Source organism: Nostoc sp. C96 (assembly GCF_059384975.1).
Window position 1 is genome coordinate 2,710,589 of sequence record NZ_CM182020.1, and the last position, 21,664, is coordinate 2,732,252.

14 protein-coding genes are annotated in these 21,664 nt (G+C 43.8%); 4 read left to right on the top strand and 10 right to left on the bottom strand.

What is annotated here, in order from left to right; all coding sequences use genetic code 11:
- Positions 1 to 49 precede the first annotated feature (49 nt).
- A complete protein-coding gene (crcB, locus tag AC504W_RS11685) occupies positions 50 to 463 on the top strand; it encodes a fluoride efflux transporter CrcB (RefSeq protein WP_494877845.1) in 414 nt (137 codons plus the stop codon).
- 52 nt (positions 464 to 515) lie between these two features.
- On the opposite strand, the gene crcB (AC504W_RS11690) is transcribed toward crcB (AC504W_RS11685), so the two are convergent.
- Positions 516 to 899 carry a fluoride efflux transporter CrcB gene (gene crcB / locus AC504W_RS11690; protein WP_494877846.1) on the bottom strand — a complete coding sequence of 128 codons (384 nt, stop codon included), beginning with the start codon at positions 897 to 899 and terminating at the stop codon, positions 516 to 518.
- 560 nt (positions 900 to 1,459) lie between these two features.
- On the opposite strand from crcB (AC504W_RS11690), the gene AC504W_RS11695 reads away from it, so the two are divergent.
- Together AC504W_RS11695 and AC504W_RS11700 are read left to right on the top strand one after the other, a co-directional pair.
- Positions 1,460 to 2,131, top strand: coding sequence for a phosphoribosyltransferase (locus AC504W_RS11695; protein WP_494877847.1), 672 nt, complete (start codon positions 1,460 to 1,462; stop codon positions 2,129 to 2,131).
- Between the two features lie 79 nt (positions 2,132 to 2,210).
- On the top strand, positions 2,211 to 2,930 hold the full coding sequence (locus AC504W_RS11700) for a dienelactone hydrolase family protein (protein ID WP_494877848.1): 720 nt from the start codon (positions 2,211 to 2,213) through the stop codon (positions 2,928 to 2,930).
- A gap of 76 nt (positions 2,931 to 3,006) precedes the next feature.
- On the opposite strand, the gene AC504W_RS11705 is transcribed toward AC504W_RS11700, so the two are convergent.
- From AC504W_RS11705 to AC504W_RS11715, 3 genes are all read right to left on the bottom strand, one after another.
- Complete coding sequence (locus AC504W_RS11705; protein ID WP_494877849.1) at positions 3,007 to 3,639, bottom strand: glutathione S-transferase family protein; 633 nt, start codon at positions 3,637 to 3,639, stop codon at positions 3,007 to 3,009.
- Between the two features lie 319 nt (positions 3,640 to 3,958).
- Positions 3,959 to 4,396 (bottom strand): hypothetical protein, encoded by a 438-nt coding sequence (locus AC504W_RS11710; RefSeq protein ID WP_494877850.1) that lies wholly within the window; start codon positions 4,394 to 4,396, stop codon positions 3,959 to 3,961.
- A gap of 482 nt (positions 4,397 to 4,878) precedes the next feature.
- Positions 4,879 to 5,628: a glucose 1-dehydrogenase gene (locus AC504W_RS11715; RefSeq protein WP_494877852.1), complete on the bottom strand. Its 750-nt coding sequence runs from the start codon at positions 5,626 to 5,628 to the stop codon at positions 4,879 to 4,881.
- Between the two features lie 90 nt (positions 5,629 to 5,718).
- Between AC504W_RS11715 and AC504W_RS11720 the strand changes: the two genes are divergently transcribed.
- Positions 5,719 to 7,647, top strand: a complete 1,929-nt coding sequence (locus AC504W_RS11720) for a heavy metal translocating P-type ATPase (RefSeq protein WP_494877853.1) — start codon at positions 5,719 to 5,721, stop codon at positions 7,645 to 7,647.
- A gap of 83 nt (positions 7,648 to 7,730) precedes the next feature.
- Here the strand turns inward: AC504W_RS11720 and AC504W_RS11725 are convergent, their stop codons facing one another.
- The 6 genes from AC504W_RS11725 to AC504W_RS11750 form a co-directional block, all read right to left on the bottom strand.
- Positions 7,731 to 9,938, bottom strand: a complete 2,208-nt coding sequence (locus tag AC504W_RS11725; protein ID WP_494877854.1) for a hypothetical protein — start codon at positions 9,936 to 9,938, stop codon at positions 7,731 to 7,733.
- A 144-nt stretch (positions 9,939 to 10,082) separates the two neighbouring features.
- Positions 10,083 to 11,336: a GAF domain-containing protein gene (locus tag AC504W_RS11730; protein ID WP_494877855.1), complete on the bottom strand. Its 1,254-nt coding sequence runs from the start codon at positions 11,334 to 11,336 to the stop codon at positions 10,083 to 10,085.
- 199 nt (positions 11,337 to 11,535) lie between these two features.
- Complete coding sequence (locus AC504W_RS11735; protein ID WP_494877856.1) at positions 11,536 to 12,561, bottom strand: chemotaxis protein CheW; 1,026 nt, start codon at positions 12,559 to 12,561, stop codon at positions 11,536 to 11,538.
- A 246-nt stretch (positions 12,562 to 12,807) separates the two neighbouring features.
- Positions 12,808 to 13,203 (bottom strand): four helix bundle protein, encoded by a 396-nt coding sequence (locus AC504W_RS11740; protein WP_323200729.1) that lies wholly within the window; start codon positions 13,201 to 13,203, stop codon positions 12,808 to 12,810.
- Positions 13,204 to 13,232: 29 nt separating this feature from the next.
- Positions 13,233 to 16,361 carry a hybrid sensor histidine kinase/response regulator gene (locus AC504W_RS11745; RefSeq protein ID WP_494877857.1) on the bottom strand — a complete coding sequence of 1,043 codons (3,129 nt, stop codon included), beginning with the start codon at positions 16,359 to 16,361 and terminating at the stop codon, positions 13,233 to 13,235.
- A 16-nt stretch (positions 16,362 to 16,377) separates the two neighbouring features.
- Positions 16,378 to 21,618 carry a GAF domain-containing protein gene (locus AC504W_RS11750; RefSeq protein ID WP_494877858.1) on the bottom strand — a complete coding sequence of 1,747 codons (5,241 nt, stop codon included), beginning with the start codon at positions 21,616 to 21,618 and terminating at the stop codon, positions 16,378 to 16,380.
- Between the last annotated feature and the right edge of the window lie 46 nt (positions 21,619 to 21,664).

The window sequence follows — 21,664 nt, forward strand, 5'->3', positions numbered from 1 at the left end:
TAATACTGATAGAACGTACTAAGCTTTTAATTTAGTTGAACTAGTAATAATGTTACAAAATTCTGTACTTCGTATCTCTGTATGTATTAGTCTTGGTGCATTACCAGGCGCACTCTCACGCTATTATCTCGGTTTGTGGTTTACGCAGTTTTTTGGTCAAGAATTCCCTTACAGTACACTGATAATTAATATCAGTGGATGTTTTGTTATGGGTTTTTTGACGATGCTGGCGCTGGGAAGATTAATTGCAATTCATCCTGAAATTCGGCTATTAGTAACTACAGGTTTTTTAGGGTCTTACACCACTTTCTCAACTTATGAATTAGATGTAGTGAAGTTGCTGCAACAAAATAGATTAGAACTTAGTTTTGTCTACTGGTTGATTAGTCCTTTATTCTCACTGCTCAGTCTTCTACTAGGCAATACTATAGCTAAATTTATTGAGAGAAAAAAAGAATATTAACTCATCAAAATCTCCAGACAAGAACTTAGTATTCATAAGTTAATCAATCAATTCATAGCAGATTGGCTAAAAAAATACCCATTTCTATGCTCATAAATCCCAAGATTGGAGTACTAATCCAGTAAAGTAAAGTAGCTTTATAGTTTTTAGTGCGTAAGAGGTTAGAAGTATCGAGGGCATAAGTTGAAAATGTTGTATAAGAGCCTAAAAATCCTACTGCTATTAATAAAGATAGATTAGAAGGGATTGCTAACTTAGATACCAGGGTAGCAAAAAAGCCCATCAAAAAAGCTCCTGTCACATTAATAAATAAGGTTCCATAGGGAAATGCTATGCCGAACCAGCGCCCAAATAATATAGTTAGATAGTAGCGACTTAACGCACCAGGAATGGCTCCTACACTAATTAACAGAGGAACTTCAATTATAGAGTTCATATAAGTAGATAGCTAAATATATTGAATGGAATAGTCTGAAAATTAGCCAAAATGCAGAATTAAGTTGTTCACTAGAGTTACAGTGCTAGACTCGACTGATATTGTTTAAACATATAAAATTTTTGCAGTAATTTGTATCAACTTTCAACACCAAATGCGATGAGGAGCTAATATTAAGGTATAAGAAACCTGTGATAACAATGTGAAAAATGTCAATCAATCGCATTAAGTTTTATTGCAATGTTCAAGTTTTGATCGCTTAGATTCACAAATATATCAAAATTAACTTCTGAAGATAATAGCATAGCTAGTTCAGATGTGAGTGTGGGGATTGGGAAAGAGATATTTTTAGGCTTTGTGGTGAGCATTAATGTCCAGATATTTATTCAATAATTGATGACTGGAATTTTGCCCAGAAGTCTCATCAATTAAAGTGTCTTGGCTCAAGTTTTAGCTGAACTAGCAATTTACCCGCATTATCTTCTACGCAAACAAAGGTGAAGAAAATAGCAGGTGTTTTTTGTCCATATCAGCGTCCCTCTTGACGGAAGCTTAAAATTATGACAAGTAAATTCCGCGATCGCCATGAAGCTGGCAAAATGTTAGCCAAAAGACTAACAGCATATACTAACCGTGAAAATTTGTTAGTGTTAGGTTTGCCCCGTGGTGGTGTACCAGTAGCATATCAAATCGCCAGCAGCCTTAATGCACCACTAGATATATGTTTGGTGAGAAAACTGGGTGTACCCGATCAGGAAGAACTGGCGATGGGTGCAATTGCTCCAGGTGGTGTACGAGTGTTAAATTACGATGTCGTCAACAGTTTAGGGATTGATAGCCGCACAATTGACGAAGTTACAACTAAAGAATTGCGGGAATTAAAACGACGCAATATCGCTTATCGAGGTGATAGACCCCTACCAGAAATCAAAAATCATATTGTGATTTTAGTCGATGATGGTATCGCTACAGGTTCAACCATGCGTGCGGCTATTGCCATAGTTAAACAACAACAACCCCAACGATTAGTTGTGGCTGTACCAGTTGCAGCACCGATAACTTACGAACAGTTGCAAGCTGAAGTTGACGAAGTAGTTTGTTTAGTTATGCCAGAGTCATTGTATGCGATCGGTCTTTGGTATGAAGACTTTTCGCAAACAACCGATGTAGAAGTAAGGTCTTTACTTGCACAATCGTCAGTTATTAATCATCCAGATAAAACTTACGTTTAAAAACAGCACAACAAAGGATAGGTGCAATTACACCTGAATAACAAAAAAGCTGATCTAAATTAATCATCAGGGTGAAGTTATGAATACTACATTACTACTCAACGTTGAAGAACAAATAGTCATTGTCGAACTGGCAAAAGCCAGACTTAAAGGAGAATTGGTTGTTCCGGCTGGTGCTGAAGGACTTGTATTGTTTGCACATGGTAGTGCTAGTAGTCGTTACAGTACCCGCAACCACTATCTTGCTCATATACTACGTCAGGAAGCTAAACTAGCAACTTTGTTGATAGACATACTCACCAAAGAAGAAGAAGCGATAGACCAGCGCACCAAACATTTTCGCAGTGATATTAGCTTTCTGAGCGATCGCGTAGTAGCTGTTACAGACTGGTTGTTAGAAAATCCTTTGACTCGTCATCTCAAACTTGGCTATTTTGGTGCAGATACAGGTGCTAGTGCAGCCTTGTTAGCAGCTGCAACACGTCCAATGGCGGTGAAAGCGATTGTTTCCCGTAGTGGACAAACTGATTTAGTCAGTGAAGCCATAGCTTGTGTACACACCCCAACCTTGTTAATTGTTGGTGGTAATGACTTGCCCATTATTGCAATGAATGAAGATGCACTGGCAAATATCCCCGCATTCAACAAGCAACTAGAGATTATTTCTGGAGCAACTCATCAATTTAGTGAACCTGGAGCTTTAGAAGCAGTTGCAAGATTGGCGAGTCAATGGTTTAAACACTACCTAAAACCATCTGGTTTAGGCGCAACAAATTTACAAAGCCTGTCGCTGAATTAGCTTGTAGATTGACCCCACAGATAAATCTGGGGGTTTTTACCTTAGAAAACTATTTGTGAGTATTTTTTATCTGCGGTTATGCACACACCTTTTTGACGCTCTCAAGCTGCTGGGCTTGCTCCCACCAAGTCCGCAGTTTGGGAGTTTGCGCCGTAATTACCTCGTACTCTGGAGTTTGAGCCAGGTAGATAAAGATGGGGATCAGGTAGAAATCGGCAATACTTACCTGGCTACCGAGCAGATATGGACTACCAACAGCGATCGCTTCAATTGCTTGTATAGCTTTTTGTGTCGGTGCAACAGCATTTTTTATTTTATCCTCATCTGGCTGACCGCCCCGAATTGGCACAATCAGGCGTTGAATGACAATTGTTCCGATCGCACTAGGATAGAAATAGTTATCAATAATTGTGATAACCTGACGCATCCGCGCCTGAAGTAGTGCTTCAGATGGACTGAACTGCTGATTAGCAAAAACTGTATTTAGGTAGTCGGTAATTGCTGGAGTTTCGTACACCACCTCTGCATCTATCTCCAGTGTTGGGACTTTCCCAAAAGGATTTTTGGCTAGGTACTCTGGTGATTGATTTTCGCCTGTGAAGATATCAATTTCTTTGAGGGTATAGTCTACACTTGCTTCCTCAAGCAGCAATCGGACAGTACGAACATAAGTACTGAGGGGAGTTCCGTAAACAGTGAGCTTTGCCATAATTTTAGATTTTTGAGCAAAAATCCCATAAGGACAAAGATACTTTATCAACAAATGCGATCGCTCTGATTTATTTAGCTTTTATTTTATTTATTTCAGCATAAATTTATCTTTTTTTCAGTTTATTCTTATCTTGATTTAATGTTTATTTAGGTAGTTAAAATACAAAAAATTAATCAATGTACATCGTAAGTTTCAACTCAAGCAAATGAAATGAATAAACAATGTACATTGATTGTGTAATCCTAAAATTATTTTTCAGGAATAACTCAGAACAAGCACCATATAAAATCTTACAAATTAAGTAAGATTATGATGTCTATTTGCTGAAAGCATCCTTAATGTTATCAACAGTGCGTTCAATAGCATTCTTGGTATTGTCTACAGCTTTCTCTGTCCGAGCCGCATCTTCTTCGGCTCTTTTCTCAATAGTGTTTCTATCACTCTTAGCTTTGCGCTCAATCAAGTTACCACTATGATCTGTTGCGTCCTCAACTTTACTAGCATTTTTATTGGCGGTGCGCTCAACTTTATCTGCGGTATCTCGAATAAAATTCTTAGCGCGTCCAGCATCTTCACGGGCTTTTTCTTGAACTTTATCGCCTGCGTCTGACGATGCAATCAAGTTGACAGCAGGAGCCGCCATCGCTGAATTGTTGGTGAAAAATCCACCTTGCCAAATAAAAGCGATCGCAGATACACAAATAACTGTTGTAGCTATCCAACTTCCAATAGCAGAAAGCCGTTTCATTAACATAGAATACCTTCTCTTTGAGATTTAGTATTCTTAGATTTACTTGATTTTTGCAATGTGCCAAATCGTGCTAAAGACAGAGGTTTTTTCATCAAAAGTTATTAGATAAATTCGCTCTTTCAACAGAGTGACAAATTCTGCTAATAACTGCTTTAGATGAGCTTGCTTGTGTCTACCTCATGCCAGACTATGTATTAAATCTGCGCTCACATTTACCAAAGTGTTTTGATATGTGGATAGTTGAGAATTTTTTGATCGCAAGTTCCTGTGATGCTCTTGGTACTGCCAGGCTTTGAGTCAAAAGTTGAAGGATGCGAATCCTTTTTGCAAAATCGAGGCTCAGGAGTTGTTGCTCTAGTTCTTGATTGCTCATGGCTTCGCACCTCATGACTGTGTTATTTATTTTAGTTAGGGGCTTTTTCTAATTTTTCCGATGACAGGTAGCGCGATCGCACTGCAACTATTTTAGTCTTGCGACACTACTACTAAATGTTCATATAGCCACCATCAACCACTAAATCTGCCGCAGTCATGTAAGATGACTCATCACTAGCCAGGAAAACTACCGCCGCAGCAATTTCTTCTGGTTTACCAAAGCGTCCCAAAGGTACAGTTTGCTTAATATAATTGCCAAAATTTTCTAGGGCTTCTGGTGATAAGCGCATTTTGGTTTGAAAATTAGTAGGGATTAAACCAGGGCTAATCGCGTTGACTCTAATTTGGCGATCGCCTAATTCTGCTGCTAAATTACGCGCAAATGAACGTACAGCCGCTTTTGTCGCACAATACACACTGCCCATCGCCATACCTTTTTCATTGACTGAGGAAGCATTTAAAATGACACTAGCGCCGGGATTCAACAATCCTAATAGCTTCTGTACAGTGAAAAAGATACCCTTAACATTGATATCAAATTGGTTATCATACAAGGTTTCGTCGATCGCCTCTAACGGTGCAAAAAATCCGATTCCGGCGTTAGCAAACAAAATATCCAGCCCGCCAAATTCTGATTTGACTCGTGCTGCTAAATTATCCAGTTGAGAAAGCGATCGCACATCCGCCAGCACCGGAATTACCTGAGAACCCAGTTCTTGGGCTGCGGTTTGCAAACGTCCTTCATCTTGTCCAGTAATAATTACCCGCGCCCCTTCTGTCACAAACTGTTTCGCAGTCTCAAACCCAATCCCCGATGTACCGCCAGTAATTACAGCAGTTTTATTATGCAGACGAGCCATTAAAATACCTCCTGGTAGAAAAACAATTGCTTGACTTTAACATTAATGTCAAGGTTTACCGTGAGATCAGTCATCAAGGATTTCACTCTCATGCTTTACCCACAGCATTTAACTAAATACACAAAAGAACACGCAGATATATTAGCAGCATTGGTTTGTGGAGTGTTGTTATTTTTTGGTTGGTTCGCCTTGCATCTAGGTTGGCTGGGATGGGCAATACTGTTATTAAGCGCGGCTTATGTTATTGGTGGTTACGAAAGCGCCCGTGAGGGAATAACTACATTAATTAAAGAGAAAGAACTTGATGTAGATTTGCTGATGATTGTGGCGGCGGTTGGTGCAGCTAGTTTAGGTTTATGGCGCAGAGAATATCACCTAATTATTGATGGGGCAATTTTAATTCTCATCTTTGCGATTAGCGGTGCGTTAGAAGGTTATGCAATGGGGCGCACAGAAAGAAGTATCCGCAGCTTGATGAGTTTAACACCGGATACAGCCAGGGTGCTGCATCAGGGACAGGAACAGATGTTACCCATCAGTCAATTAAAAGTAGGGGATGAAATAGTTGTCAAACCAGGAGAGTTAATTCCTACAGATGGCATCATTGTCTCTGGTTACAGCACCATTAATCAAGCGGCGATTACTGGAGAATCTTTACCTGTAGAAAAGACAATCGGCGAGGAGGTTTTTGCTGGGACACTCAACGGTTATGGGGCGCTGAAGTTAAAAATTCACAAACCAGCAGCGAGCAATTTGATTCAGCGCGTGATTAAGTTAGTGGAAGAAGCGCAAGAATCAGCACCACCTTCTCAAGAGTTTATCGCCAAATTTGAACGGGGATATGCCAAGGTAATTGTTGTAGTTGGCATATTACTCGCAATTTTGCCACCGTTTATTTTGGCGTGGGACTGGGAAACGACGATTTATCGCGCTTTAACTTTTTTAGTAGTGGCTTCTCCTTGTGCTTTGATGGCAGCAATTATGCCAGCATTATTATCAGGCATTGCCAACGGTGCAAGACAGGGGATTTTGTTCAAAAATGGCGCACAGTTAGAGAAAATGGGTAAAGTCAGAGCGATCGCAATTGATAAAACTGGTACTTTAACTACAGGACAAGTGCAAGTATCTCAGGTAATTGCAACTGATGAATATACACAAGTAGATGTGTTAACAACAGCAGCAGCATTAGAATCCTTTTCTGAACATCCCATTGCTCAAGCCGTTGTTCAAGCAGCCAGTGATTTAAACTGGGAACGTGGTACAGATGTCCAAGCGATACCCGGACAAGGTATTGTGGGGACGCTCAACAACCAAAAAATTACACTGGGGAATGCAGCTTTTGTTCAACAATATGTGACAAAATTACCGCAAAAACTCCAAGATTTGGCTCATAGTTGGGAATATGAGGGAAAAACTGTAGTTTGGGTAGCCCAAAATACACAAGTAATGGGAGCGATCGCTATTGCAGATATGATTAGACCAGAAGCCGCCGCTACAATTCGCCATCTGCGTCAGCTAGGTGTAGAACAAATCGTCATGATTACGGGAGATAACCAGCGTACAGCCCAAACCGTCGCCCAAGCAGTCGGTATCACCCAGGTATACGCAGAACTTTTACCAGAAGATAAACTCAACCTCATCCGCAGCTTGCAGAAACAATATCACACTGTAGCAATGGTAGGCGATGGAATTAATGATGCACCAGCCTTAGCTCAAGCAACTGTAGGAATAGCAATGGGTGGTGCGGGTAGTGATGTTGCACTAGAAACCGCAGATATTGTTTTAATAGCAGACAGACTAGAAAAAATAGTCGTCGCAATGGAACTAGGTAGGCGATCGCAATCTATCATTAAACAAAACATCACCTTTGCCCTCACATCAATTATTTTGCTAATGTTGGCGAACTTTTTGGGGAATATTAACCTACCCATCGGTGTAATTGGCCATGAAGGCTCTACAGTGTTAGTTACCCTTAACGGCTTGCGACTGCTGACAGGAAAAAATAAGTTGAACAATTAGGTTATTGTTCTTGGCTCGATCTGATAGTTCCACTCACCATGAAAAGTGTGCTGCTCAATTGCAACATTAAAAATCAAGACAGTTTAAGTTACAGATTTTGTCAAAAGGCGACCATCCAAAACCAAGCTAAGTTGCCCATTAGCAAGAACGCTAGTTCCTTGGATATAAGGAACAACTGGGATTGTTTCTCCTAGAGGATGGATTGTAGAGGATTGCTTACCGATGATGCAATCTACTTCTAAAGCACATAATTTGTCTAAATAACGAAATATTAATAACGGCTTATCCTGCTTGAAACCATTTAGTGTATCTTTACTGTAAGTGGTGACTGGGCTGGAAAGGTAGTTAGGAGAAACCAGTACATCAGTTAATGAGTGGATAGGGACGAGCATTTCTGTTGTTTGATTCTCGTAATCGCCACTCCGGAAGCCGCTGGTGTCAGAAGACTGCAAAAATAACATACGTCCCGCTTGAGTTTGCAGAATTTGTTCGGACTGGGATAGACAAATTTGCTCTACGGAATTGGCTACAAATGCATAGAGTCTAGAGTTGGCTTGACAGACGATCAGTTGAGCAATTTTTTGCTCCAGAGGAATTTGCAGCGAGAAGGCTGTACCATGTCCAGCTTTAGACTTCAATACTATTCTTCCTTGAATAGCTGTTAATTGCTTGCAAACTTCAGTTAACTCTGCTCCTAATTCTAAGGCAGCGCGATCGCACAAAATAGATGAAACCTCTGGTTCAAGTACCAGCTCAGTAACTTGTAAGACATCCCCTGGTTTTGTCAGAGCGAATCCTTGGGCTAAAGCTTGTTGATAAATTTGAGATAAGTTAAGTCCTGCACCATCATCACAGCCATCAATAATTAGTTGATTTCCTTGCTGATAGATTTGAATTTCAATCATACCGTTGCTATTTTTACCTAGCTGTTGGCGTGTTTGGCAAGACTCAATACTTTGCTCTAGCAGATAGCAACTTATATGCAACAGAAGGAGACGGAGGCGATCGCTCAACGCGCGATCAACTTGGATATCGCTAATTTGTAAATGTAGTCTAGCAGACTTATCTTGTAGAGCTTGTAACTGAGACCAAAGTTGATGCAACGGTTCTAAAGCTTCTTTTAAAGGAATAGTTGTAACTTTTTTGACTAAATTGGCAGAACGATTCAGTAACTTTTCCTGCTGTATGAGTTCTTGTTTGAGTTCGTGATAATTGTTATTCAAAGAATGAACAGTTGATACCACCACAGACGCTTCAGCCAAAACAGATTGCAGAGTACTGTTCAATTGCTGAGAGCGAGAAGCAGCTAGAGGAGAAAGGGTATCTGAAATTGCTGCTAAACGTCCTGACCATTCCTGTAGATTGTCCAACAGGCGTTGTAATCGTTTAACTTGTCGGAGCAACTGCCCGATAGTATGTTGCTGTTGTTCTTCCTGACAAGCTTGCTGATTATAGTTAATTAGTAATGTTGCAATCAGTGCGTTTAGTTGTTCGAGATGTTGAATATTTATGGGTGTGGTGGCTGGAATGCTGGTTGCAACAATGGAGGGAATGAATTCTTGCAAAGAGAGTGTATGGCGATCGCTCGAAGATTTAACTAGGGATGCTTCAGATATTTCAGCAGGCAGGAAAAAATCTCCCAACCAAGCTTGAAAATCTTCTTCCCCATAATCCTCCTGGTTTGCTAGTTCCCCTACCTTAACGGGAAGCTGCTCGGTATCTACGTGATAAAGGCTGCCAGACTGAGGGCTAGTTTCATCTATTAGTTCCTTGTCTTTAACCATAACTTGCTCTGGTAGAGCCACGGAAGATTCTACCTCGTCCAAGGACTCGCCAAACTGAATAACTGGTTGATGTCCCGATGTCTCAAGGTTTGTTTCCTGGGAATTGCCAAACTCTGCTTGTAAACGAGCAACAATGGCAGACATCCGCTCCAGAATTTCTACTTCGTCAATTTTCGAGGCTGTTAAAAATGCCATCAGCAGCATTTGTAGGCAATCTAATCCTTCCGACAACAGAGAGGCGATTGTGCCGTCAATAGTTGCCCGATACTGATGCAAAAGCTGAAAAATCTCTTCTAGTGCAGCCGCAACTATCGCAATCGTATCTAATTCGGCTGCGATGGCAATCGAATGTAGAGAGCCAGCAGCTTCCATGAGAGCCAAAGCTGTACCGGGGTTACTGTCTTTTGTATAGTTAGGCAACTCCTGCTCCAAGAACAGTAACAAATCGATCGCTTCTTCTAGGAAGCGATCGTCGTTCTGCGGTTGGGCGACAAAATCGGTACTCATCGAAACTCCTGGTTTGTGACAATTCTATGGCTTCGACATTGGACTTCTTGCAGAAGTGGGGAAAAGGGTAAGGGGTAAAGGGGAAAGCGGCTCATAAAAACCCTTTTTCCTTTAACCTTTTCCCTTTCTCCCCTCTTACAAAAGTTACTTTTGCAAGAGGTCTATTGATTTGAGGGTACAAGCAGCGATGTCAGCGATCGCTTTAAATTGCTCCTGGATTTGCGCGATTGACTCCAGCCCTGCACTGATTTGGCGATCGCACGGTTCGATAGCAGAAGCAACGTCTGCTGCTACCACTTGGAGTTCTTGAAACCATTCCTCTATATTGAGCGTGCTTTCGCGGGCTTGGCGGGCGAGAATTTCTACCTGTTCGGCAGCAGCTAGCAGACTTAGTTCCTGCTCGCTAGCTTTTGTTGCTTCAATAGCTGTATTCAAGGACAAAATCTGAATCTTGCTACTCAAACCTTCTACAAGGCCAACAAAGCCAGAAGCTTGCTGGCAAAATTCACCAAGGTATTGCAGCTGTTTATTTGTAAAAGCAACAGTATCTTGAATAGACATTAAATACTCGCGCTCTTGCTCGGCGATTCTTACTCCTTCTTGTACGGCCTGGCTCACCTGCTGCAATGGCACTAGTAACTGCGAGCGATCGAAAGATTCAGCTTTTTTGGGAGGCGATGACAGATGTTGAGCAGGTGGAGTTACTATTTCAGCCGAGTGCAAGTTAATTGTCAACATCATTCCTACTTGTTGCAGCAAACTGCACTCTGTTTCCTGCCATTGTCGGGGTGCAAGGCAATGCTGAATAACTAACAAACCCCAGGGCTGTTGTTTGACAATCAAAGGTAAGCACAGACTCGCTTGCACCTGAAAGCGTTGCCAAAATTGCTGTTGGCGCGGAGTTAATTCTAATACTTCAGTTGGGTTACTAAAATCAGGTTTAGTAACAAACAAATTTATCGGTAGGGATTGGTTAAGCAGAGATGTCCAACCCGGTTGTATGGCTTCAGCGATCGCTCGAGTGCGATTATCTTCCTCAAAGCGATAAATCAGGACGCGATCGGCGTTGAGAACATCTTGCACGGCGGTGACTGTAGTTTCCAAAAGTGCAGTTTGGCCTTTTGCCTGCTGCATTTGCCGAGCAATTGCCGCCATTTGTTCTCGCTGGAACTGAAAAGCCCTTTGCACATTGTCATCATTGTCACTGGGCGAATCCTTAGCCAAAGCTTGGATAAAAGCTTCGATTTGACTTACCTTGTGCTGCAATTGAGCGACCTTTGGCCCCTTAGCAGATTGAAAGACTGCTTTGAGTACAGCCACATTAGCCAAAATTTCTTCTATCTGGATTTGATTGTCAGGCTGGGTTTCAAAATTAGGGTCTAAAGTTGCGATCGTCACAGAAAACTCCTTGGCAGCATCAAGTCAAATAAAAAAGCAGGGGAGCAGGGAGCAAGGGAGCAGGGGGAAAAATCACGCCACTTGCGGGTGAGGTTTCAACCAACGGGGAAAAGGAGTAAGGAAGCTTTCACGCCACTTGCGGCTGAGATTTGTACCTTTAAGTTCCTCCTGCCCCCCTCCCCCTGCCCCCTGCCTCCTATCAGTGGGTTTGCCATTGCAATGTCTGGGCGATCGCTCTGGTGTCTAAAATCCAGCGATCGCCTGGCAGAATACCTCGAACAAAATTTAGTAGTTTGTTTGGGGAGAAGTCGGTTGGTGCCGATTGTGCTTGCTGTAAATCCTGCCACTCTACATCGTAGACATGAGCCACCAAAAACCCGACTACCTGATTTTGCAATTCGAGAACCAGAACCATTGGCTTTTCTGGTCGTGACTGCCGCTTCAAAAGCGGCGCATAACCAAGCAAATGTTCCAAGTCAACCAGCCGCAGCATCTGTCCTTGCCAATTATAGAAACCTAAAATCCAACTTGGTAAGGCCGGGGCTGGGGAAATTTCTTGGCTAGCGAGATGAATCATGTCCACTATTGAGCCAAATGGTAGCAATCCACTTCCTTGATTCCCCAAGGGAAAACGGAGAAATCTTTGCCGTTGTTCGCCTGATGTCAATCCAGGAGCCAAGGTTGGGGTTGTTCCGGGCAACCCCAACTTATCAGCCAATATCTGGCTCATGCCAAAAAGAAGTACTTTGAGTGGTTCCTCGTTTGGTGCTACAGGCAAAACAGCCATGTGGCTCACACAGCTTAACTCCGCCACTTGCCGATAAGACCAAGGCACCGGACGCACAGATGATAAAGGAATATCGATTAAGGCAGGGGGCTTGTCCACAGGAATGCCACAAATTTCCCCAGTCCGCGTTTGAGTCAGAAGTAAGAAGCGCCCTGAAGTGTCAACCGGAGAGTGAACTTGATCCGCCTGTTGGCCTTGTACTTGCTGAATGAACTTCTGGCGCAAGTCCACAATTGTGATCGTTTGCGCTCCCAAATCAACCATCCCGATACCACTTTCAACCGTACTGCTAATAGGGGGACAAGCCATCACCTTGAGAACTGCCCCAACTGGCAGGGCAAATAAATAGTCTGCGATCGCAAAAACAACGACTCGTAATGAGTCGCGCTCGCTCACAGCGCCAGATAATCGCTTAAACGGAAAGGGAGTGTTAAGCATAAATAATAGAAAGGGTAAAGGGGAAAGGGTAAGGGGGAAAGGGTAAAGGGGAAAGAGGAAAGGGTAAAGGGGAAAGGGTAAAGGGTAAAGGGGAAAGGGTAAAGGGGAAAGGGTAAAGGGTAAAGGGTGCAAGCCCCTAAACTTTATTTATGGAGGGGAAAAAGATTCAATGCCAGACTATTGCGCGAGAATTGAAGCATCCTTACTTCAAGCTCCTAACTTGAGTTATGGGGTTCCCTTTCCCCTTTAACCTTTTCCCTGTCCGAAGGGCATTGACTGATTTATAGATTGAATTTGATTAGATAGCATACGGCTCAACTCTATAGCTTGATTAGAAAGTTGTGTATAAGTTGGTTGGTCTAGATAGCCCACTTCTAACGCTACTCTTAAAAGACTGCGAACTTCACCGGCAGACCCTTTAGCAATATTTAGAAAGTTTAAGTATTCTTTGCGAGAATATCGTTCAAATCCTTCTGCAATATTTGTAGGTATTGATACGGTTGCACGTCTTAACTGATCTCTTAAACCAAAGTCTTTACTCAGTTCACCTTCCTTAGTCCTTAAGTATATTTGCTTAACTAAGTCAATACCTTTTTGCCATACTTTTAAATCCTCAAAAGTTTCAATTTTTTTCCTTTCCATTCCTTCCCTTCCCCTTTACCCTTTCCCCTTTACCCATTAACCAATTCAGCGATCGCGGCTAGAAAGCTCTGTTCTGAATAGGGTTTGGTCATGTAAGCTTTCGCTCCTAGAGCTAAAGCTAATTGGCGGTGCTTCTGGCCGCTACGAGTAGTCAGCATCACCACAGGAATCCCGGACAAACGCTCGTCTTGGCGATGGTGTTCTAAAAACTCAAATCCATTCATACGTGGCATTTCAATGTCACAAATCACTAGATCGACATCACCGTGTTGCAGGAGTTGAGCGATCGCCTCTCGACCATCGCCTGCTTGCAACACTTGATAACCGGCTTTTTGGAGCGTCTGCACCAAACTTTGCCTTTGTACAACCGAATCTTCCACCACTAACACCGTCAATCGGTTAGGTTGAGCAACGGCTGTATTGACTTCCATCGGCTGTTGCTGCGGTTGCATAGTTGTGGATTGCTGCGCCTCTAGAGTAAGAACAGGCTCAGGTGCGGGCAATAGTTTAGTTGTAAGACTTGATGCCGGGGAAGTCGGCATCATATCTGTCTCCCAAGTTTGCCGAACTAACTCCAACGGGTCAACGATTAGGGTAAGACTACCATTTCCCAAGACGCTGTAGCCTTGGATGTAACTAGGTAAAGTCAGGACTCTGCCGAGGGATTTAATTACTAATTCCTGCTCGACTAAAATCTGATCGACTTGCAAACACAGGTATTGATGCTCTGTTTCCAACAGCAGCAGAGGTTCAACGGTGTTCCGTTGTTTGACTGGAAAAGGACTTAGGTTTAAATTGTGGTCTTGGGTGAATAAAGGATATTTGTAATCCAGCAAATTGGCAAGCGATCGGATGGGAACTAGTTGCTGACTTTGCCCTTCTCCCCACTGCCAGAATTTTTGGCTGCCTTGCCCGTGTAAAGATTGCTGGACTTGAATCTGCTCTGGCTGCGGTAATAAAACCTGGCTAACTCCTTCAGACAGCAAGCCATAAGTAATCCCTTGAGATTGACAAACGAGCAAGCGTGCTGTTGTTAAGCTCAGGGGCAATTGCAGCATGAAGGTGGTTCCCTGCCCTGAAAGCGATCGCACCACAATCGAACCTTGTAAAGCTTGCAATTGAGTACGAACGACATCTAAGCCGATACCACGGCCAGATAACTCACCAATCTGCTTGGCGGTAGAAAAGCCTGGTTCAAATAATAAATCTGCCAGTTGGTCTTCTGAGGCGTAGGCGGCTTGTTCGGAAGTCAGCAGGTGTTTTTCTATAGCTCGTTGACGAATGGATTCCCAGTTAAAGCCTCGACCATCATCCCGTACCTCAATAGTAGTGCGGTTGCCTTGATGATAGGCTTTAATTGTAATTGTTCCGGTTTCTGGTTTACCCTGCTGGCGGCGAGTTTCTACTGGTTCAATGCCGTGATCGAAGGCATTACGAATCATGTGCAGCAAAGGATCGTACAACTGCTCAGAAATGGCTTTATCCACCAGTACCTTCGTACCGCCAAGCTTGAGTTCAACAGGCTTATGATAAGTTGCTACCATCTGTTGCAGGAGGCGGGGTAATCGATTCAACACTGTTCCCAGTGGAACCATTCTGGCTTGCAGCAAATCTTCCTGCGCTCCTGAAAGCAGTTGCTTGCGCTTTCCGAGACTGAAGCGAGATTGCTGAACTAAGCCATTAACAGCCTCAATCCGTTCTCCTAATTGCACCATGTCTTCTGTAAGATTTTGCAGGAGAATGTGCAACTCGCTATAGTTATCCATTTCTAAGGCATCAAAATTGGATTGTGCCTCGTTAGTTGGAACTGAGCGTGGAGAGCCATGTATATGTCGCTGCTTGCGTTCGGGAAGCAGCAGATGCCGATCCGACCAAGTAAAAACTTTACTCAGTTGTTGTTGACAGTACAAAAACTGTAGTAGAGTCTCTTGAGCTGCTTTGTGGATGTGGTTAGATTGCAGGTTTTGTTGGTTTTCGCTGATTAGCAATTCCCCAATTGTATGGCTGAGGCGATCGAGCTGTTCTATCGCGACTCGGATACTGGGAAGTGATGCCGATGACTGAGCCTGGAGGCTTGGTGGTGGTGGAGAGGCTGGCCGATCTGAGTCTGAGTATCGGCAGGATGTCTGGGGATCTCCGATCCAGATTGACTGTAAAATCCGCTCTATGGCAGAGGGGGCTACTACCGAATCCTGAGAAATAGGTGCCAGTACCTCCGGTGTTTTCGGTACGGAGTTATCAGTCCGCTTCGGGAAAAACGACCAAATTGATTCCGCTTCGCTGGCACTGAGGAGGGGAGATGGCTGATTCTCAGTTGTAGTCGTTTGTGTTGGTTGAGTAGCGATCGCAACTGGCTGCTCTTGCGGTTCTGCGACAGGAGTAGTTATTTCTGCCCATTCTCGCAATTGTGGAGATATCTCTCCCCCTTGAGTGCGATCGCCTGCCAGTACTGCTGTTTGAGCTGCTTTAAAATTTTCTAAAGCCGCCTGAGCGATTTGCAATACTTTGTCTGGATGTGCTTTGAGCGCGTTTAGGGTCGCCTGAGCAATTTCTTCCAATCCAGATAAGCCATAAGATGCTGCTAGTTCGACAAAAAATTCTGCTTGGGAGTTGAGTGTTGTTTGAATTTGTTGCGGATCTTGGCTTTGAATGTCAGTTTCCAGCTGTTGCAAGTCCTGGAGTACACTCCCGGAAAAGATTGACTCTACGACATCAAAGCCAAGTTCTTCCGAACTGGGAAGCGGAGCTTCACGACCAAAAAAGTCGCCTAGTTTATGTTGAAGTTGAGCAAAGATTGAGGCAGTTCGATCGAGTATTTCTGCCTCATTACAGGATAAGCCCATCAAGGCTGCACTCAATGGAGTTCGCAGGCACTCATAAGCATCTAGAAGCAAAGCACCCAATTCTGGATCGATTTCCAGTTCTGGAGCGTATAACGCTTGGAATACATCTTCCAAATGATGGGCAATTGTCTGAATAGTTTCTTGCCCAACACTGGCAGCACTCCCTTTGATAGTATGGGCGCTTCGCATCAAGGCATGAACTTTTTCTATTGTTTTTTCATCAAGTAAACCGATCAGATTCTGCTCAATGGTTTGCAACAACTCTGCCGCTTCAGCAAGAAAAGCCTGCTCTTGATTTGTGGAATCGGATTTCATAACATGTTTTGCGAGATTAGTCAACTTTGAACTGGCTAACGCTGGTTTCCAGTTGTTGTGAAGTCATCCGTAGTTCCTCAAAAGACTCGGAAATGTGGATGGCACTTTCTGAAGTCTTGCGGGCGATCGCCGAAACATCCATCATCGCCTCTGTCAACATCTGAGATTGCTGACTTTGATGGGAAACTGCTTGGGTAATTCCTTGTACCAGCCCACCAATTTCGTTGGTAGCTACCACGATCGCACTCAGGGAATGACGAGTCTCATCGATCAAGTTCGAGCCTTGGACAACTTGGCTAATCCCTATTTCCATTGCTTCGGTAACTTCGTTAGTGCCAGCTTGAATTTCTTGCACGAGTCGCTCAATTTCTGTGGTGGCACTAGCCGACTGATAAGCCAGAGAACGAACTTCATCTGCAACCACCGCAAAGCCTTTGCCATACTCTCCGGCACGGGTAGCCTCGATCGCCGCATTAAGCGCCAGCAAATTAGTTTGAGTGGCAAAGTTTTCAATCAGACTCACTACTTTCGAGATTTTCTGAGAAGCTTCACCGAGGCGTTTAATTTTCTTGGCTGTTTCCGAAACGGTTTCCCGAATTTCCAAAATGCCATCTACGGTTCTTTCCATCAGCGAATCACCAGCTTGGACAGTGTTATTAGCTCTTTGCACCGCCTGTCCGACTTTTTGAGCATCAGCAGCGACTATCTGGGTGGAAGTTACCATCATTTGTAATTGTTCCAGAGCGTTTTCGAGGCGTTCTGCCTGCTGTTGAGCTTGGTCAGATAGTTTCACTACAGAGGTAGTGTTATTGCTGGAATTTTCACTCACCTTGCCAGCAGCAATCTGCACTTGTCGCACTAAATCTCGCAAACTTTGGATCGTAGTGTTGTAACCATCGGCGATCGTCCCAATTTCATCTTCAGATAGGGGCGCTCGAACGGTAAGATCGCCTCTGAAGGATGGTTCCAAAGCCATGAGAACGCGGATAGCTCCTTGTTGGAGTTTTTCGCGGGCGGTGCGTTCGCGCTCTGCTGCTTCTGCTAGTTGCTGCTCTTGAGTACGCACCTGTGTTAGGTAATCTGCAAGATTGAGGGCAAGACCAATCTGGACGCTGGCTTGGTTGAGAACATCCTCTTCGGATTGCTCCCACTGGCGCGATGCGCTATTTTGATAAACTCCCATCAACCCCCAGAGCCGATTTTCTTGAAAAATCGGAGAAATCATGTAGGCTTTAGTTCCCCACATCTCTAACAATTGGATGTGACATTCGTCATGACCGACACTATATATATCGTCAACCCGCAAACTTTCTTTGCGGACATAACGCCCTCCTTGGTTGTATTGGAGATAGGTATCTCTAACTCTGGCAAGGCTAGTGCCCACAAGCTTAGGCCAATCCCCAGTCACAGACTCAACTACAAATTCTCCAGACCAATCAGGCTCAAAACGGTAAACTCCAACTCGATCCACTTTCAGCAGTTGCCGAAGTTCGTGGGTGGCAAACTGGACAAATTCCAGAACATTACTATGACTTTGGGCCATCTCTGTTAAGCGACTTGGCAGGCGATAGGAAAATCGGGCGTTTGCTACTTCCCGTTCCGCCAGTTTGATCAGTTCCTCATTCTTGCTTAGAGTTTGTTGTAAGTATTGCGATTGCTGGACGGCAACTCCAAATTGCGTGCCGATTTTCGTTACCAAGTTGACTTCATTATCTTGCCATTGCCGCGGCCCGCTATTTTGGTAAGCTCCTAACAAACCCCAGAGCTTGTTTCCAGCAATAATCGGGGTGATGATATAAGCTCTCATCTGGAATTGCTCTAGAATTTTTATGTGGCACTGGGCATGACCAGAAGTGTAAATGTCATTTATCACAAACGTCTCGTTGTTGCGATAGCGTCCACCTTGGGTTTGTTGGAGGTGTTCGTCTTCCCATATAGTCCTGATATCGGGGCCAACCAAAGCCACCCATTCCCGACTTACGGATTCGGCAATAAACTCCCCACCCCAATCTGGATTGAAGCGATACACGGCTAGACGATCGCATTCCAAATGCGATCGCAACTCTGGTAGGGCATTGCGGAAAATCGTATCTAGCTCTTGAACTTGGCGGATTTTTTCTGCCAGCCTTGTCAAGGCTCGTTCCCCTTCTGCGGTTCTGGCTAACTCTGCATTCTTGTTCTTGAGCTGTTCGATATACTTAATCTGCTGCAAGCCTATACCCATTTGCACAGCTAGTTTTCGCAACAGTTGCACATCTTTGGATTTCCACTGCCGAGGGCCAGTATTTTGGTATGCTCCTAAAAAGCCCCAGAGTTTGCTGCCCTTAAAGATAGGAGCAATCATGTAAGCTTTGGCCTGGATTTTTTCTAATATCTCTAGGTAGCACTGAACGTGACCGACAGTGTAAATATCATTCACAACAAAGGTTTCATGATTGCGATAGCGTCCGCCCTGAGTTTCTTGTAAATGTTCGTCCATCCAAATTGTTTTGATGTCAGAAACACCTAAAGACAACCATTGATCTTTGACGGATTCGGCAATAAACTCCACACTCCAGTCGGGATGAAAGCGAAATACTGCTAGGCGATCGCATTGTAGTTGTTTGCGTAAACTTGGCAGCACATTCTCGAAAATTGTGTCTGTATCCTGTGCCTGACGGATTTTTTCTACCATCGCCGTCAGCACTTGTTCCTCTTCTGCTGTTCGCGCTAACTCAGCATTCTTCGTTTTCAATTCTTCAATGTACTCGGCTTGCTGCACGCTTAAACCCAACTGAATGCCCAATTTGGTCAGCAATCGCACCTCTTCGGAATTCCACTGGCGCGGGCTGCTATTTTGGTAAGCTCCTAGCAAACCCCAAAGTTTGTTGCCAGCAAAAATAGGGGCGATGGTGTAGGCTTTAGCCTGGAACTGCTCTAACAAATCGATATGGCACTGGGCATGACCAACAGTATAGATGTCATTGACGACAAAAGTTTCATTGTTGCGATAGCGTCCGCCTTGGGTTTGTTGTAAGTGTTCGTCTTCCCATACGGTTTTGATATCGGGGCCAACCAAAGGTACCCAGTCACTTCCTACAGATTCGGCAATAAATTCACCACCCCAGTCAGCGTTGAAGCGATATATTGCTAGACGATCGCATTTGAACAACTGCCGCAATTCTGCCAAGGTAGTGCGGTAAATTGTTTCTGGGTGTTGGGAATGAAGCATTCTATCCGTCATTCGGGCGATGGCGTTTTCTACTTCAGCTACTTGGGTCATTTCTAGATTTTTTAACCGTAGCTGTTCGATATATTCAGCTTGCTGAAGAGCAATACTCAAAGATTCGCCGATTTGCAACAAAGCACCAGTCTCTTCTTCAGTCCATTTGCGAACGTCAGAATTTTGATAAGCTGCTAACAAACCCCAAAGCTTACCAGCGCGAAAAATGGGAACAATGATGTATGCTTTGGCTTGGAATTTTTCTAATGCTTCTACATAGCAAGGTGAAAAACCAGCAGCATAAATATCATTGACTTTGCGGAAGCGCCTTTCTTTGGCGTAGATTCCACCCTGGGTTTCCTTGAGATATGTATCGGGATCGAGTTTCCCAGGGGAGCCATACTCCTTGACATGGCAACGCTCGGAAGTTACCATGCCTGTTTTTAGAATGGTTTCTTGTTCCTGAATATCCAACAGGGACGACCAACCACTAGCCACAGATTCAGCGATAACTTCTCCACTCCAGTCGGGATAAAATTGATAAACGATCGCGCGATCGCATTTTAAAAATCGCCGCAATTCTTGGGTTGTAGTGCGGAAAAGGGTACGAAGTTCCGTTGCTTGCCCAATCTTTTCAATGATGCCGAAAACAGTACGTTCTCGTTCAACAAGTTTGGCTGACTCTTCAGAGCGTTGATAAAGTTGTTGCTGATATTGCAACTGTTGAATAGCAATGCTAGACAGAGATGCCACCTGCACCATCAGTCGCACCTCACTATCTCTCCACTGACGAGACTGGGAATTTTGATAAGCAGCCAGCAAGCCCCACAACTTTTCTCCCTGGAAGATGGCAACAATAATATATGCTTTGGCTTGATAGCTTTCTAAAACTTTGATGTAGCAGTCAGAAAAACCAGCACTGTAAATATCATTAGTGACTCGATAAATCTGTCCGCGATGGAAGGTTTTGCCTTGGGTGTGCTGAATGTAGCTATCGTGCGATCGCCCGGTTGTCCCAACCAATCCCCCTTCCTCTGCAAAGTTCCTCACACTGCAATAGTTAACGTTCTTGACAATTGCAGGGTTGTTTCGCTGTTCTTCTAACAAAGAAACCCACTCAGATCCAACAGATTCAGCAACAAATTCCCCACTCCAGTCAGGATTGAAACGATAGATAGCCACGCGATCGCATTTTAATGACTGTCGCACTTCTTGAGTGGCAATGCGAAAGATGGTATCCACATCTTTGGACTGGAGAATTTTACTCGCTACATCGGTAAGGATTTGGTCTTTTTCTACTTCTTGTTGCAATGTAGCTTGAATCGCGGCAACTTGCAGTTGGGCTTCTAATTCCTGCGCGAGTAATTTTAGTGACTTAATTTCCGCATTCTGCCACTGGCGAGGTGCAGTACATTGCTGCACTACCAACAAACCCCAAACCCCATCTTTTGTTAAGATTGGCAAGCTCAAACAAGCTCTGACCTGAAACCGATCTACAAGCTGCTTTTGGTAAGGAGACAAGCTTGCAGTATAGGTATCGGCGATCGCGACTAATTTTTCTTGTTGACAAACCTTGGCAGAACCCAATCCAAAAGTGACGGCGGGCAGTTTTTCCTTCAGCATTGGGGTAAAGCCATCCCTCATCGCCTCCGCAACAACTATCCCCAGCGTCGGATTTGTAAACTCATACAGCACGACGCGATCGGCTTGCAGGGCGCTCTGTACCTCCATAACAGCAGTAGCAAGCAAGGTATCTAGATCGGAAAATTGGCGAATTTTGCTGGCGATCGCCTGTACTTGCTCTACCTCTAATCCATCTCCTTTGTCTTGATATGGCAACACACTTACCAATTCTTTTAACTTGCGGATTCTGTCTCGCAATGGCCCTGTTTCCACCCAATCAGCTTGATCTAGTTCAGTTCGCAATTCTTCTAAAGTAGAAATAACTTGCTGTTGTGTAGGTAAACCAACGGTATGCCCGTTACTGATGTCCTGATGACCGTTGCTTGAAGTTGAGTGTGGTTGGTTAGGTCTAAGATTGGGTTGCGTTACCATAATCTTTCTTGCTATTAAAGTTGTCTGAGTTAATAAGTAGAATGCA

Bases quoted from the DNA above. Each gene is read 5' to 3' on its own strand.
- crcB (WP_494877845.1), top strand. From the start codon at position 50: ATGTTACAAAATTCTGTACTTCGTATCTCTGTATGTATTAGTCTTGGT.
- crcB (WP_494877846.1), bottom strand. From the start codon at position 899: ATGAACTCTATAATTGAAGTTCCTCTGTTAATTAGTGTAGGAGCCATT.
- AC504W_RS11695 (WP_494877847.1), top strand. From the start codon at position 1,460: ATGACAAGTAAATTCCGCGATCGCCATGAAGCTGGCAAAATGTTAGCC.
- AC504W_RS11700 (WP_494877848.1), top strand. From the start codon at position 2,211: ATGAATACTACATTACTACTCAACGTTGAAGAACAAATAGTCATTGTC.
- AC504W_RS11705 (WP_494877849.1), bottom strand. From the start codon at position 3,639: ATGGCAAAGCTCACTGTTTACGGAACTCCCCTCAGTACTTATGTTCGT.
- AC504W_RS11710 (WP_494877850.1), bottom strand. From the start codon at position 4,396: ATGTTAATGAAACGGCTTTCTGCTATTGGAAGTTGGATAGCTACAACA.
- AC504W_RS11715 (WP_494877852.1), bottom strand. From the start codon at position 5,628: ATGGCTCGTCTGCATAATAAAACTGCTGTAATTACTGGCGGTACATCG.
- AC504W_RS11720 (WP_494877853.1), top strand. From the start codon at position 5,719: ATGCTTTACCCACAGCATTTAACTAAATACACAAAAGAACACGCAGAT.
- AC504W_RS11725 (WP_494877854.1), bottom strand. From the start codon at position 9,938: ATGAGTACCGATTTTGTCGCCCAACCGCAGAACGACGATCGCTTCCTA.
- AC504W_RS11735 (WP_494877856.1), bottom strand. From the start codon at position 12,561: ATGCTTAACACTCCCTTTCCGTTTAAGCGATTATCTGGCGCTGTGAGC.
- AC504W_RS11740 (WP_323200729.1), bottom strand. From the start codon at position 13,203: ATGGAAAGGAAAAAAATTGAAACTTTTGAGGATTTAAAAGTATGGCAA.
- AC504W_RS11745 (WP_494877857.1), bottom strand. From the start codon at position 16,361: ATGAAATCCGATTCCACAAATCAAGAGCAGGCTTTTCTTGCTGAAGCG.
- AC504W_RS11750 (WP_494877858.1), bottom strand. From the start codon at position 21,618: ATGGTAACGCAACCCAATCTTAGACCTAACCAACCACACTCAACTTCA.